Raw genomic sequence first — 15,362 nt, 5'->3', positions numbered from 1 at the left:
GAATAGCATCACTATAAAAGTCGAGGAGTAAATAATGTACGAAAAAGGCATCCAGACAAGAAACCATCTTTATGAAATTTCAAAAAAATGCTTTTATGAAAATGGTTATGAGAACACCAAAATTAAAGACATCGTCACGGCAGCTGACACGCCCATTGGTCTTTTTACTTATTACTTTAAAACAAAAGATAATATTGTCCACGAAATATATTCGGATTTTTATCAGCAAATTGATCAATGTCTGGGTGCATTGTCAATTGATGGCCTGGAAAATTCAATTCTTCATCATGCTACATTGAGCTATATCTATTTTGATCTGATCCTCAACAATGAAAATAATCGTCGCTTTTACTTTGAAATTCTCAAAAAAGCATCCAACTATCGAATTGCCGGTGATTTCATCCGCAATACTTATCGTGGCTATATCCATGAATACAATCTTGTCGTCAGCGAACGCGAATTCGATAATTTTCTGTTCATCGATTTTGGCGGACGCCGGGAGTATTTTCTGAATTATTTTCAAAAGCCACTTAACGATTCCATCGATGAACTGGTTTTTTTACTTAATGGCATCCTTCCCCGATTATTAGGTATTGATCAACATGCCGTTACCACGCTTCTTTATAAAGGAATTCAGATTGCCAAAACCATTGATTGCCACCAAATTCAGTTTCTTTCCAAATAAATCTTTTTATTTAAAAGAATGTCACCCTGATACTTAAAACCAGGGTGAAACATTCTTTTTTATTCGTTTTAAACCGTATCTCGCAGAGAGTGAGTTTCTCAATCACTATAACCGTGGCATCTGTTTGTTTTGATTCGGAAGCTGCGGGTATAATGATATCATAAGAACTTCGGCAGATCGCCGCGTGAAACTCTCTATTGGTTGTGTTGTAAAAAATTTTTTTAAAAAACTGGAGATTAAAATGATGAATGAAAAACTGTGTCAAAGCTGCGGAAAGCCCATGGGCCAAACTAACGAACTCTATGGAACTGAAAAAGATGGTACTAAAAGCCGTGACTATTGTAATGACTGTTATAAAAACGGTAAATTTACAACGACTATTTCCAAGGAACGCATGATCGAAGTGAGTATACCCTATCTTCTCAAAGAAAAGCCCGGAATTGATGAGGCTCAGGCGCGAAAAGAAATGGAAGACTTTTTCCCGACCTTAAAAAGATGGAAGACTCACTAAGTCATCCAAACAAATTGCCAATGGATACGATTGGATTATATTTTTCTAGCAATTGCGTTTATTTTATTAATAAATTATTGTATTCTTTATTTAAATTATGCATAATAGTAATATCAATCAGTTTTTTTTACTCAAACATTGTCTCATAATGGTCAAACATTATAATTCATAAAACAACTTTTAAAACTCGAATTTTTGCAAAGGAGGTCAGGGACTATGACAAATAGTTTTTATCATGAAATTATTAAAAATCTGCATGTTGGTTATGCATATCATCGAATTATTTGTGATACCCAAGGAACTCCAGTGGATTACGAGTTTATCGAAGTCAATCCGGCCTTTGAGGCAGCAACCGGACTGATTGGTGAAGAAATTATCGGTAAAACTGTAACTGATGTTATCCCTGAAATCAGAGATTCCGAATTTGACTGGATTCGTTTTTACGGTGAGATTGCACTTAAACATACAACTGCCGAAATCGAACAATATTCTTCTCCGCTTAGTCGCTGGTATCGGGTACAAGTCTATTCTCCCGAAACGAATTACTTTATTACGTTATTTAATGACATCACCCGAGAAAAACGGGATTTAGCGGAACGAAACCTACTACTAACGACTCTTCATGATATTGTTTTTGAAATCAGCACTGACTACTATTTTACCAATGTGATCGTTCAAGATGAAACGACCCTTTTTGTTCCCAAAAACACGATCATTGGTAGCCATGTTACCAGCATTTTTTCCAAAGACTTAAGTGAAGAAATACTTATAATTTTTGCAGCTGCCCACGCTACTGGCCAAAAACAGGAACTTGAATATAAATCTCCGATACCTACTGATAAACGGTGGTTTTTAGCCGAGATTTTTTATATCAATGATAACGACTCACCCCGATTTGTGGTCAGCATTCATGATATCAGCCGACGCAAGCAGATGGAAAAATCGCTTTTTATTGAAAAAGAGCGTTTACAAACTACTCTGTTATCCATTGGTGATGGTGTCATTTCAACCGACTCCCGGGGCTGCGTCACCCTCATCAACAAGGTCGCCGAAAATCTGACCGGATGGAATCAACAGGAGGCTTATGGTCTCCCTTTAGATCAAGTCCTCAAGCTGGTTAACGAATATACCCGGGAAAGCTGCGAAAATCCGGCCCGTCGCGTGCTGGAAGAAGGGGTAATCATCGAACTGAACAATCACACATTAATGCTTTCAAAGGATGGCCGGGAGATCCCCATCGAAGACAGTGCTGCTCCGATTAAAGATCAAGACGGACAAATTACGGGTGTCGTAATTGTTTTTCGAGATTTTACTGAGAAAAAAGAGAAACAGGAAAAAATCGAATACCTGAGTTTTCATGATCACCTCACTGGTTTGTACAATCGTCGTTATTTTGATGAAGAACTGAAACGATTAAACACGCCCCGAAATCTGCCTTTATCACTGCTCATTTTTGACGTAAATGGGTTAAAGCTCACAAATGATGCCTTCGGACATATAGCCGGAGACCGGTTATTAAAAAAAGTTGCTCAGACCATGCAGACAGTCAGCCGGAGCGATGATATCATCGCCCGGATCGGCGGCGATGAGTTTGTAATTCTGCTCCCTCAGACCGAAATCCGGGAAGCAAAGGAGCTGGCCAAACGAATCAATACCGCACTCAGCCACGAACACCTGGAAGCTGGACAAATCTCAATTTCCAGCGGATGGGCTGTAAAAACCACGGGAGACGAAGAAATCACCGAAGTTTTCAAAGCGGCCGAGAATAAAATGTATCAGTTCAAAATTTCTGAACGCAACAGCACTCGAAACGAAGCCATCCAGTTTATCATGAAAACCCTTTATGAAAAACTTCCCCGTGAACAGCAACACTCCGAACGCGTCAGTCATATCAGTGGTCTCATCGGTGCAGCCATGGGCATAAACAAAGAAGAAATCAATGAATTAAGAACCGCCGGGGCTTTGCACGACATCGGAAAAATTGCCATCGGCAATGAAATTCTCGATAAAACAGGCGAGCTCAGTGATTTTGAATGGCTGGAAATCCGCCGCCACCCGGAAATCAGCTTCAGTATTCTGAGCTCACTCAACGACTATGCACCATTGGCTAATATCATTCTTGTTCACCATGAACGGTATGATGGCACTGGCTATCCCAAAGGCTTATGCGCAGAACAGATACCTTTACCGGCACGCATCATTGCCATCGCCGATGCCTTTGATGCCATGACCTATGGCCGACCTTACAAGCAGCCCCTAACAACAGAAGCTGCAATTCAGGAAATAAATGCCGGTAAATCTACCCAGTTTGATCCCGAGATAGCAGATATTTTTTTAAACGTCTTAGCTGAAAATAATTATTGCTTATAAAAAACCGGACATCCATGAATGATGCCCGGTTCTTTACTTATTCCAGCGCCGTATGTTTTAAATTATCAATAAGTTTTTCATGCCAGTTTAAAACCATCTCATAATAGCTTCGACCAAACTGAAGACTGGCATATTCAAAAGGATCCATCCCATCGCTGATCGTCCGTTCAATTTCTGACAGCTTTTCGATGGCATCCTGTACCGTTCCTCTAAAAAGTTCGATATTGAGAATGGCATCGTTTTTTTTCAAATATTTATAGAAGAATAATTTCGCCAGAAACTCAAGATTGAAGGGAGAAAAGGTACATGGGGTTTGCAACCATTCCAAAAACCGTTCCTGACCTCTTGGTGTAATCCGATATAATTTTTTAAATCGATTCCCTTCAACAATTTCAGTAAACGTAATCAATCCCAGTTTTTCCAGCCTTTTTAACATTGGATAGATACTACCAAAACTGGCATCGATAAAATTCGAGGTACGCATTACCATCATTTGCTTAATATCATACCCGGTCATATCCCGATCCAATAAAAACCCAAGAATTGCAAATTCTAACATGTCATCCTTCTTTCAGCACTGTTTTTCTTTTCCAACTTTTTTCACCCAATCACCATTTCAATTTAAACAAATATACAAATCTCCATGTCTGTTTGTTTCCATCATAAACTATCACAATTTGCCTGTCAAGTTTTGGTTCTTGTTGCTGATTAAGGCCACTGCTCTTTATTGTGACATTTTGAAGTCGTATACTGGGATATTACTCAGAAAATAAAACAATACTTGATTATCCAGTTGGCTTCGCCCCTGATGACTGAGATAATCAATGGCTTCCCGGGCGGTTTTTGCTTTCTTATAAATCCGATTTGTGGTCATTGCATCATAAACATCAGCTACAGCAACTATTTTTGGCAATAGACCCACGTAATCATCAGTTGCACAAAGCGGATAGCCTCTTGCATCAATCCGTTCATGATGAAAAAGGACTGCCCGTTTAACCTCAAGGTTAAACGCACTAAACTCATTAAGAAGTGAATAGCCATAAAGTGGGTGAAGCTGAATAATTTCATATTCCTCTCGGGTCAACGCTCCAGATTTATTTAAAATTTCCTCTGGAATATAGATCTTCCCGATATCGTGTAAAAAACCCGCCTGGGTTGCATTGATAATATCTTGCTCATCCAGACCCATCCACATGGCGATAAACATGGAATAAAAGGCTGTATTAACACTATGGGTAAAGGTGTATTCATCCATTTTTTTGATCTGATCCAGGGCTTTTAGAATAATTGGGTTACCTTCGATACTTTCGTACATATGTGCAAGGAATTGGGTCACGTGAGTGTACGTGTATTCTTCTTGAAACAACACATTACTCAGGTTATTTTTTAATTCCACCAACATATCGCGGTTGAGCTGTTCTGTCATATTTTCATCAAGATCACACAGATAATGAGACAATGAATTACCAATTTTTCGCCGCTTATGATTGCTAAGTGTTGCTTGAACCTCCGACTGTTCAAGTTGTGTATGATTATTAATGTGATCTTCTAAAATTCCCATTTTTCACCCCATCATGGCTTATTGATCGACTTTGATCACACCCAGCTTATTCATCACTTCAACCAACTTATCCGTATCAACTGGTTTTGCCGCATACGCTTCACAGCCCAGATCAAAGGCGGTGTTGACAAACTCCGTATCAGCCAGAGCCGTAATAATAATGATCTTCACCCTGTTTTCTGCATGGATTCCCCGTTGCATCTCAAAATCCCGAATAGCTTTGAGCACCTTCACCCCATCGACCTTCGGCATCATTATATCCAGACAAATCAGATCATAGGGATCTTCTTCTTTAATGGCAATGAGATACGCGTCGAGGGCTTCCATTCCATCCACCACAATATCACATTCTCCATATTGGGCTAAAAATTTACCTAAAAAACGTCGGCTTACCATGTCATCTTCCACAATTAATATTTTCATCTTCATTCCTACCTTTCATTTGCTGTGCTGTTTTTTCTGGCCACTATCGTTTAAATAATTATACTGTTTTTTTATATACTGAGTAAATATGATTAATCTGACTGACTCGCTTGGCAGCAGCTTCAAAATTTCCCCGCCGGATATCCAATTCAATTTTAAAGGCAACCACTTTTAAATCTTCAATATCCAGAGAAATTGAGAGTTTCTTGATCCGGTTTGCCAATTTTTCTAAGTCATCTAATTTACCAGCCGCCACCTGATTGTTTATTTCGCTAATTAACTCAGCTAACCGCTCTTCTTTTTCCGCATCACGCACTCTTTCATTTGCACCATCCATTGGTTTTTTTTCCTCGATGATAATTTCCCCATTCGAATCAATATGCATTTTAAAATCTCCGGTCTGGCCAACAACCGCTTTGCGATTGATACACGTCTCTATCTCTTCGACCAGTTGTTCCACTTTAATCGGTTTAGAAATATAACCATCCATCCCCTGAGACAAGAATTTTTCCCGATCGCCATGGAGTGCATAGGCTGTGATCGCCAGAACCGGGATCTCCTGGTTGAATTCCCGAATTCTTCTGGTCGCCTCAATTCCATCCATTTCCGGCATTTGAATATCCATCAAAATAATATCATAACTATTCTTGCGAACCTTTTCCACCGCTTCATAGCCATTTTCTGCAATATCCACCCCATAACCACACTCATTGAGCATTCGTGAAATAACCAGTTGATTAACCTTGTCATCTTCAGTTAAGAGAATTTTATATTGCTCACTGATTTTAAAATAATCCGGCTGTTTCTCCTGCTGACTGGTTTCTGCCAAACCCGGTTCAAAATTGAGCTGAAAATAGAAACGGCTACCCTGCCCCTCAGTACTTTCCACCCAGATTTTTCCGCCCATCAATTCCACTAACTGCCTGGTAATGGCAAGACCTAATCCGGTACCGCCAAACCGGCGGGTGAATGAGCCGTCCACCTGACTAAAGCTTTCAAAAATTCGCTGTCGGTTTTCTTCAGCAATTCCAATGCCCGTATCTTCAACCACAAAAAGCAGTTGAATCGGCTGTTTCCCGACCGACAGATTTTTTACCTTGACCCACACCTCACCGCCATCAGTAAACTTGATGGCATTGCTGATCAGGTTGTTAAGAACCTGCTGAATTCGATGGAAATCCGCCATAACATACTGCGGTACAACGGCAGAAAAAGCGTAATTCAGCTCAAGTCCCTTAGCTGCTGCTACTGGAGCCTGGGCTTTAATGGTATGTTCCACCAGCGCTTTGATATCGCAATTTTGCTTCTTGATTTCGAGTTTTCCCGCTTCCATTTTTGAAAAATCAAGAATATCATTAATCACATTAAGCAAAGCGTTGACACAGGTTTTGATAATTTTGATATTTTCCTGCTGTTCCTGGTTGAGGTTTGACAAACGCATCAGATTAACCATACCAACAATCCCATTTAGCGGGGTTCTGATTTCATGACTCATATTAGCCAAAAATTCACTTTTCGCCTGATTCGCAGTTTCTGCTTCTTCTTTGGCCAATTTTAAGGCTTCCTCCACCGCTAATCGTTCAGTAATATCCCGAACAATATTAATGGCCATTTTTTTTTCATTTAAATAGCAGTGACTGCAGATCACCTCAACCGGCAAAGTCGACCCATCTTTGCGTCTGGCCTTTGTCTGTAAGGTAATATAATCTTTTTCACTCAACTCATTCAGGTTCCGTTCGGTATCACCTGGTGCCTGAATAATTTTAAAAATCGGATCATCCAGTTCAAAAAATTCTTCATAGGTGTACTGAAACATATCGCCAGCCGTCTGGTTAACCTCAATCAACCGACCGCTTAAACCATCCTGGTTTATTTCCTGAACAAAGATAGCATCTGAGGAATTATGAAAAACCTGGCGGAACTTTTCCTCGCTATCAATAAGGGCATTTTCTGAATTTTTCCGCTCTGAAATATCCCGGATAATGCAAATAATCACCCGTTTTTCATTAATTTTGGTGGTTTTGGCACTGACCTCCACTGGAAAATGAATACCATCCTTATGCTTATGGATGGTTTCGAAAAAAACGCCATCTTTTTCGCCATTTTTCATCTCTTCAATGGCTACCGATCGCCCCCCTTCAATTAAATCAAAAACCGAAAGTTCAAGCAATTCCCGCCGTTTGTATCCGTAAAGTTCCACTGCCGCATTATTGGCATCTATTATTTTACCGTTGGTTTCTACAAAAAGAATGGTATCGCGAACCTTTTCCGCCAACATTTTATAGCGGATCAGTCCTTCCTCCAGGTTTTTACGATCGGTAATATCAATACCAATGCCGATATACCCGCCATAACTGCCATCCACCTCAAAGGACGGGCTGTAAATCCCTTCAATCCAGCGATAATTACCCGTAGCATGACGAATCCGATACTGAATGCTAAACGATTTTTGACTGCAAAAGGCGTTCTTTTTCAATTCCATATAGAACTTGCGATCCTCGGGATGAATCAGATCCAACCACTTAATTCCCAGATAGTCTTCATTGTCCTTACCAGTAAACAATGACCAGCTGCGGTTGAAATAAACTACATTCCCCTCCAGATCAGTCTTCCAGATTAGCGTTGGAAAGTTTTCAAACATCCGGTAATAATAATCCCGGGATTTTTCCAGGGACAGCTCCCGATTTTTACGCTCGGTAATATCGACAAAAGTTACCACTGCATGTCGCTTTTGACCACGGATCAGCGGGGCGATACTAACTCGGAACCAATAATCATTTTCTTCGTCATCCACGAAAATACTTTTTTTAAACTCTATTTTGATTGGAATATCTTTTGATTCCAGAACCTTGGAATAGGCATTTCTCAATTCGCAGAATTCACAGGACGGATCAAAACCACAGCCCAGTTTATTTAAACGACTGCTCCGGCATTGAACCGCATCACCAAACTGTTTGCCAATAAAATCTTCGCTGTTCCGATTGAAGTAGTTCAGCAACGGCTCATTAACTCGGGTGACCCGACCATTTTCATCGATGACCACCACCCCCACCGATATGGCATTAAATTCCTGAATAAAATCACGTTCAGTATTTAAGCGCTTCTCCTTTGACATGTACCTCTCCCTATGTATGTATTCCGATCGTGCTCACCACCGTGTCGATCAGATTTCTAAATGATCATATTCTGGTGCCAGATATTGATGTCGCCGCTGGCGACTTCCAGCTCAATGGTGCGACTGACTCTGGCTCCAGTTTCAGCATATTGAATCCCCAAATTCATTTCTTTTAAAATCGCTTTTGTTATTTCCAGATTATGCCGCCCCACGTTGAAGGTATCATTCTGGCGCAGGGATTCTGCGCCACCAAAAATACGGATCACCAGTTCATTTTTCAGACACCCATATTGACTGGAAAACTGCGAAATAAAATATGGTAATCCGGTGCTGGCATAATAACAATGGCGATCACTGGCATCCTCCATTCGAGCTGGCTGGGGCAGAGCAATATGAATAATTCCCCCCACTTTGCGAATCGGCGAGTACGCAGTAATCCCCAGACATGAGCCCAAAGCAAACGTCTTAATTGTATCATCACAGTTATTGGAAATAGCCATTTCGCCGATTCCAATTATTTTTGTCATCACTTCACCTCATTCCTTTAACGCTGCGAGAATGCAGTGGTGGATATTTTCCAGAGCCGACTGAACTGCTACAGCCCCAATATTGTAAGCCACCTTGTTCATCCCGTAGACCACTGAAGATGTTTCATCCTGACCGATGGTGAAGCCGCCACTGCGGCGGATATTCAGCAATCCCTTTGCACCATCATTCCCCATTCCGGTTAACAGCACCCCAATCGCCCGATTGCCAGCTTCCTTCGCTACTGAATCAAAAAGCATGTCCACCGAAGGACAATGTCCATTTACTTTTTCCCCGGCAAAAACTTCAACCCGGTATTTTTTGCCGATCCGTTTAATCCGCATGTGCTGATCACCGGGGGCAACATATACCCCCCCTGGCTCGAGATAATCCCCGGTTTGGGCTTCTTTGCACCGCAGTGACGTCTGGCTATCCAGTCGGTCGGCAAACATTTTTGAAAACACCGGGGGAATGTGCTGAACAATCACAATTCCCGGACAATTCGCTGGCAACTCTTTAAGAATTTCAAATATCGCTTCAGTGCCGCCGGTAGACGCACCAATCGCAATGAGCTGCTCATTTGACTGCCTCTGATCTGATTCTATCACGGCAGAAGTGGCCAGATCAGAGGCAAAATTTCTTTTTGGTGCAATGTTTTTGGCTCCAGCAGCCAACCGGATCTTTTGAATCAGTTCCATCATAAAATTCTCAACAGTCTTCATTGATCTGGGAGTTGGTTTCTCCACACAATCCAAAGCACCGACTTTTCTGGCTTCAATACCAACCTGAGCATCACTTATCATCACTACCGGTAAGGGGTACTGAGGCAATAAGCGTCTAATAAATTCAAGGCCATTCATTCTTGGCATTTCCACATCACAAACCAAAACGTCCAGATCAAATTTGAGAATTTTATCCCGAGCTTCAAAAGCATCATCAGCAGTGGCAATGACTTGAATCTGAGGATCAGCAGACAGATTTCTGACCACCATTTCTCGGAAAGACTTACTATCATCAACGACGAGAACTCTGATTTCTTTTTTTCTGTGCATTATTCTCATCCTTTCTGCCTTATATAAGAAAAGATACACCCATCAACATTGACGCTGATGGGCATTCTCGTTCTCGTTAAATTGATCAACATGAGATTATTTGAACTGCGTTTGCCTGATAATACTGTTTAAATATACCCATTTTCAGGCAGTTAATTTAATACTTTCCAAATTCATTATCCGTTAAGGCAATCCGAGTCGGTTTTGAGACCGGGTTATTAACCGTTTTTCTGCGGATACTGAGATTTTCTGACATTGATTCATCAGCATCCCGATAACCAAAACGGTGGGATTTTTTTAAAGTAAACCGGGCGGCCTGTTCTCTTAACAATTCGGCTTGGCTGGATAATTCCTCACTGGCCGCCGCACTTTCTTCCGAAGTAGCCGAATTCATTTGAACGACTTCCGATACCTGCATAATGCCCTGGTTGATCTGCGAAATACCAATCGCCTGTTCATTGGAGGCTATTGCAATGTTCTCGACGATACTCGAAACCTTGGCTACATCTTCAACAATCTGATTGAGGGCGACTGCAGTGGTTGTCGCTATTTTTGTACCATCGTCCACCTTTTTAATGGAGCCTTCAATCATTCGTGTTGTTTCTTTGGCGGCATCAGCTGAACGGGCGGCCAGATTTCTGACTTCTTCGGCAACTACTGCAAAACCTTTCCCATGCTGGCGAGCTCGGGCAGCTTCCACCGCTGCGTTTAGGGCCAGAATATTTGTCTGGAAGGCAATCTCATCAATAACCTTAATAATTTTAGAAATATTGGTCGAGGATTCATTAATTTCTTCCATGGATTTAAGCATCCGTTTCATTTCATTATTACCCTGAACTGCATTGACTCGAGTCAATTCCGCCAGTTCATTGGCTTCGCCGGCACTGTCAGCATTAAGACGAGTCTGCGCTGAAATTTCTTCAATGGAAGCGGTGAGCTCTTCGATGGAGCTGGCCTGTTCAGTGGCTCCCTGGGACAGACCCATGCTAGAATCGGCAATCTGTTTGGAACCAGCTGATACCTGTTCGGCAGCAGAATCAATATTTGTCATGATTTCATTAATGTGATCGGTCATTTTTACAAAGGCCAATCCCAACTCTCCAACCTCATCCCGGCTGTCTATTTTGACATCCACATCCAAATTACCATTAGCGATTTCTTCAGCCGCACCCACCATTCGGCGTAGGGGTGTGCTGATCATATTGGCCACCAGCAATCCGAGTCCTACCGCCAAACCTATTCCAACGATGATAAAAATGATCATCATTATACTTTGTGTCCTGAATTCGGCGGTATTCTGGGTCAAAACTGCTTCAGCCTGGGTGGTATTATAGTTAATCAGGGCTTCCAGATCCTCATCCACCGTTTGTCTGGTCTGACTGACTGCATCAAGTCCAACGATCGCCTCATCATATTTCTGCGCTTTGACCAGTTCCAGATTGGCATTGCGCAATTCCCGATAGTCGGCCAGGCTATTCGTCAAGGTTGTGTAGAGAGTTCTGTTTTCTTCATCCGAAATGGTGGCTTCATACTCTTTTAGCAAAGCATTATCGCTTTCCACCGCTGCGTTAATAGCATCAAGGCGAGTCTGCAGTGTGGCCGGATTACGTTCATATACTGCCAGTAGCTGATTGGCCCGGATATCTTCCATGGCCGCATGAATGCTGGCCAGTTTTTGGGATGGCACCAGGTTATTATAATACATGTTTTCAGACTGAGAATTAATTTTATTCATGGTATAGATGCCAAATACGCCGACAATCCCAGTGATTGCTGCCAACAGGATAAAACAGGTAACCAGCTTTTGTTTTATTTTCAAATTTCTAAATAATTCCATTACGTATATCCTCCATCAAAGTTTTTTGTGTTTATTTAAGTTAATATCCGGCTTCCCGATTGGGGTTTTCCTCTTTATCATCAGCTAGCAGTTTGTTGCAGTCAAGAATCAGTTTAACTGAAGTTCCTACCTTACTGATTCCTCTTACAAATTGACGGCTGTCGCTTTCATCCAGATCGGGATGGGGAACAATTTCCTCGGCCGGAATCGCCACAACTTCAGCCACTCCATCGACAATCAATCCTACCGTAATATCTGCAATCTCAACCACAATGACGCAGGTGCGCTCATCGTAGTTGCGAGCCGGTTTGCCAAACCGGAGTCGGATATCCACTACCGGAATGATCTGCCCCCTGAGACTCATAATTCCTTTAACGTATTCAGGCAGTTCCGGCACCTCGGTTATTTTCTGAATTCCGATTATTTCAGTAACATAAGTAATTTCAAGCCCATAGGCCTCAGCATCCAAAGTAAAGGTCAAATATTTTCCTTCTTCGGTTTCATCACCTTCTGACATTTCAAGATCATCAAATTCATCATACTCTTCCGCCATCGTTTCGCCTCCTTTGTGCTGCAACTGTTAATTGTTAAGCCGTTTCTGATCGACCAGGCCATTGACATCCAAAATCAGACTAATGTTGCCATCCCCCAGCAACGTGCAACCAGCCAGCCCCTCAATTTTTTTCATCCGCTGAATATACTTTGGCAGCGTTTTTACTACCACTTGTTGCTCACCCAATAATTCATCTGCAAAAAGACAGGTGGTTTTTGATTCCCCCTCTAGCATAATTAAAATGCCCTCGTCAATTTGAGTTACTCCGTTTTTTACCTTGTAATGGTCTTTGAGCCGTAAAATCGGATAGCATTGACCCCGGATCATAATCATCTCATTCTCATCGGTGTCCCGAAAAACCTCCTGGGACTTGGGGATAAAGGACTCTTTTATCGCCATAATCGGCAACGTGTAACACGTTTCCCCCACACGGATATTCATCCCTTCAATGATAGCTAAAGTCAGTGGAATTTTTAGCGTAATGGTGGTTCCCCGACCTTCCACACTTTCCACCAAAATATTGCCGCCTACCGCTTCAATGTTTTTAGCCACCACATCCATACCAACTCCCCGGCCTGAAAACTCAGTAACCGCTTCCTTGGTGGAAAATCCCGGCAAAAAAATCAGGTTGAATACTTCAGTGTCCGTCATCATGGCGGCTTCTTCACCCACTAAGCCATTTTCAAAGGCTTTTTTTAGAATCCCTTCCCGACTTAAGCCCTTCCCATCATCCCGGATGATGATCAATACCTCACCTCCGGCATTTTTCGCTTCCAAAGTGATGGTTCCAGCCCGGGGTTTACCCTGGCTGATGCGGGTCTCTGCCAATTCAATTCCATGATCGGCGGAATTTCTGACAATGTGCATCAGCGGATCTCCAATCTGTTCAATGATGTTCTTATCCACCTCAGTTTCTTCACCCAAAATTTTTAAGGTAATATCTTTGCCCAACTTTTTGCTGATATCCCGAACAATCCGATTCATCTTAAAAAAGGTAGACCCCAGCGGTACCATTCGAATGGACATCACCATATCCTGCAGTTCGTTAGTGATCTTCCTTAACTGTCGAGCAGATTTATTAAAATTGTCCAGAACCAATCCCTTGAGATCCGGATTTTGGGTGACCATGGCTTCAGAAATGACCATCTCGCCCACCAGATTCATCAGTTTATCGAGTTTTTCCACGCTAACCGAAATCATGCTTTGACCATGACAACCATTGAAATTTTGGGGTTCTTTAGTCGGGGGCTGTTCCACTACCATTTTGCTGAGCTGAGGAACGATAATTGCTTCATCCGAAACAAGATTACTTATCTCTTCCCGGATATCCTGAAATTCATTGAGTTCAGTGATTTGGATGTCCTCGATAAAGGCCATGGTATGAAAAAAATCTTCCAGTTTATCGCGGGATTCCGGGGTTTTAATCTCCAAGATGAAACCATCCCGCTTAATGATCTCGACACAATCCGGATCGTTGATAACATCTTCCGGGATGCTCTTAAAGTTTTCTGTCATTTCTTTTAGATTATGAACCACTGTAAAAGCCCGGATATTTTCCATGCCACAGTTTTCGACAAACTGGAGCATCACCTGATAGGTTTTCGGGACACTGATTTTTGCCGCTTTATTAGAGCTGATATAATATTTTTCCTTCACCGGTTCGTTATTGACGACTTGGGAATCGGTCAGGTTGTTTTTTTCTTTAAGCAAACCTAAATGTTCTTTAATCTTCCCGATCAAAATTTCCGGATTTCCATCGGCTTCAATTCCATTTTTTATTTTTTCCAACTCCTGTTTCATAAAGTCAATCCCTTCAAAGACCAGGTCTGACAGGGTCGAAACATCGATATATTGAGGCTTTTCTTCCCGGATGAAGTAAAACATATCTTCTGTGGTATGCGCCAACACGGACATATTGTTAATCAGCATCATCGCTGCCGAGCTTTTAATGGTATGCATAATCCGGAATATTTCATTAACGGTTTCGCCGGGGTAACTACCCAGGGCCTCGGTTTTTATCACCGACTGTTCCATTTGCTCCAATTGCTGAGAGGTTTCAAAAATAAATACCTCCTGCATTGGGTCATTGATATATTGCTCAGCCAATCGGTTCCCTCCTTGATTTTATTCTTTGATAAAGCAACTTAGAATCGTTTCTACCATTTCAGCAGTTTTTTCTTTAATTGAAAAACGATACCGTTCCATTCGCCATTTCAGACAAATTTCCTTGCTACCGCCGGTGAGAATATTTTCTAATAGTACCGGATCCAAATGTGCGCCTATGAGATTCTGATCTTTGGCCGCTTGAATTGTTCTGATTATAAAATCTGCCCGTTTATAAATGATTGCACTAACCTTTTCTGCCAACTCCGCATCGCACATCAGGCTATCGTAAGCTTGAATTACCACCGTAATTTCCGGATAGTTCTGATAATATTCGGCATAGGCATTATAGAAATAGCGAATCGCTTCCAATGGCGAAAAATTTTTTTTAATACAGGTTTCAATGATCGCATCATCATACTGCGAAAAATGATCCACCACCGCCAGCATAATATCTGTTTTGGTCTTAAAATGCCGAAACAGCGTTCCTTCCGAAACACCTTCCTGATTAGCAATCATTTTTGTCGACAGATTTTGAAGCCCCACCTCGTTTAGCGTTTGAATCGTTGAAACGATAATACTTTCACGCCTTTTAATCAGTGATTTTTGCATGGCGTTCCTCCTAAC

At 41.7% G+C, this 15,362-nt stretch carries 13 protein-coding genes; 3 read left to right on the top strand and 10 right to left on the bottom strand.

Annotated elements, in window-relative coordinates; translation table 11 throughout:
• Positions 1-34: 34 nt before the first annotated feature.
• The 3 genes from Q7P33_RS07990 to Q7P33_RS07980 all read left to right on the top strand — a co-directional run bounded on the left by Q7P33_RS07990 (position 35) and on the right by Q7P33_RS07980 (position 3,566).
• Positions 35-685 (top strand): TetR/AcrR family transcriptional regulator, encoded by a 651-nt coding sequence (locus tag Q7P33_RS07990; protein ID WP_303869105.1) that lies wholly within the window; start codon positions 35-37, stop codon positions 683-685.
• A gap of 241 nt (positions 686-926) precedes the next feature.
• A complete protein-coding gene (locus Q7P33_RS07985) occupies positions 927-1,196 on the top strand; it encodes a zinc ribbon domain-containing protein (RefSeq protein ID WP_303869104.1) in 270 nt (89 codons plus the stop codon).
• Between the two features lie 216 nt (positions 1,197-1,412).
• Positions 1,413-3,566, top strand: coding sequence for an HD domain-containing phosphohydrolase (locus tag Q7P33_RS07980; protein WP_303869103.1), 2,154 nt, complete (start codon positions 1,413-1,415; stop codon positions 3,564-3,566).
• Between the two features lie 37 nt (positions 3,567-3,603).
• Here Q7P33_RS07980 and Q7P33_RS07975 read toward each other — a convergent pair whose 3' ends face one another.
• The 10 genes from Q7P33_RS07975 to Q7P33_RS07930 form a co-directional block, all read right to left on the bottom strand.
• On the bottom strand, positions 3,604-4,125 hold the full coding sequence (locus tag Q7P33_RS07975) for a PadR family transcriptional regulator (RefSeq protein WP_303869101.1): 522 nt from the start codon (positions 4,123-4,125) through the stop codon (positions 3,604-3,606).
• A gap of 165 nt (positions 4,126-4,290) precedes the next feature.
• Positions 4,291-5,127, bottom strand: a complete 837-nt coding sequence (locus Q7P33_RS07970; protein ID WP_303869099.1) for an HD-GYP domain-containing protein — start codon at positions 5,125-5,127, stop codon at positions 4,291-4,293.
• A gap of 18 nt (positions 5,128-5,145) precedes the next feature.
• The gene (locus Q7P33_RS07965; protein WP_303869097.1) at positions 5,146-5,550 is read right to left on the bottom strand and encodes a response regulator; all 405 of its coding nucleotides are present in this window, start codon (positions 5,548-5,550) and stop codon (positions 5,146-5,148) included.
• Positions 5,551-5,608: 58 nt separating this feature from the next.
• Entirely contained in the window at positions 5,609-8,665 is a 3,057-nt protein-coding gene (locus Q7P33_RS07960; RefSeq protein WP_303869095.1) for a PAS domain-containing hybrid sensor histidine kinase/response regulator, read from the bottom strand.
• Positions 8,666-8,721: 56 nt separating this feature from the next.
• Positions 8,722-9,192 carry a chemotaxis protein CheD gene (locus tag Q7P33_RS07955; protein ID WP_303869093.1) on the bottom strand — a complete coding sequence of 157 codons (471 nt, stop codon included), beginning with the start codon at positions 9,190-9,192 and terminating at the stop codon, positions 8,722-8,724.
• Between the two features lie 9 nt (positions 9,193-9,201).
• Complete coding sequence (locus tag Q7P33_RS07950) at positions 9,202-10,251, bottom strand: chemotaxis response regulator protein-glutamate methylesterase (protein WP_303869090.1); 1,050 nt, start codon at positions 10,249-10,251, stop codon at positions 9,202-9,204.
• 148 nt (positions 10,252-10,399) lie between these two features.
• On the bottom strand, positions 10,400-12,079 hold the full coding sequence (locus Q7P33_RS07945) for a methyl-accepting chemotaxis protein (RefSeq protein WP_303869088.1): 1,680 nt from the start codon (positions 12,077-12,079) through the stop codon (positions 10,400-10,402).
• A 40-nt stretch (positions 12,080-12,119) separates the two neighbouring features.
• Positions 12,120-12,632, bottom strand: coding sequence for a chemotaxis protein CheW (locus Q7P33_RS07940; protein WP_303869086.1), 513 nt, complete (start codon positions 12,630-12,632; stop codon positions 12,120-12,122).
• Between the two features lie 27 nt (positions 12,633-12,659).
• Positions 12,660-14,738 (bottom strand): chemotaxis protein CheA, encoded by a 2,079-nt coding sequence (locus Q7P33_RS07935; RefSeq protein WP_303869084.1) that lies wholly within the window; start codon positions 14,736-14,738, stop codon positions 12,660-12,662.
• 18 nt (positions 14,739-14,756) lie between these two features.
• Positions 14,757-15,347, bottom strand: a complete 591-nt coding sequence (locus Q7P33_RS07930; RefSeq protein ID WP_303869082.1) for a TetR/AcrR family transcriptional regulator — start codon at positions 15,345-15,347, stop codon at positions 14,757-14,759.
• Positions 15,348-15,362: the final 15 nt, after the last annotated feature.

Origin of the sequence: Acetobacterium wieringae (genome assembly GCF_026646375.1) — a bacterium.
Classification (GTDB): domain Bacteria; phylum Bacillota; class Clostridia; order Eubacteriales; family Eubacteriaceae; genus Acetobacterium; species Acetobacterium wieringae_A.
This window is presented reverse-complemented; position numbering and strand designations above follow the sequence as displayed.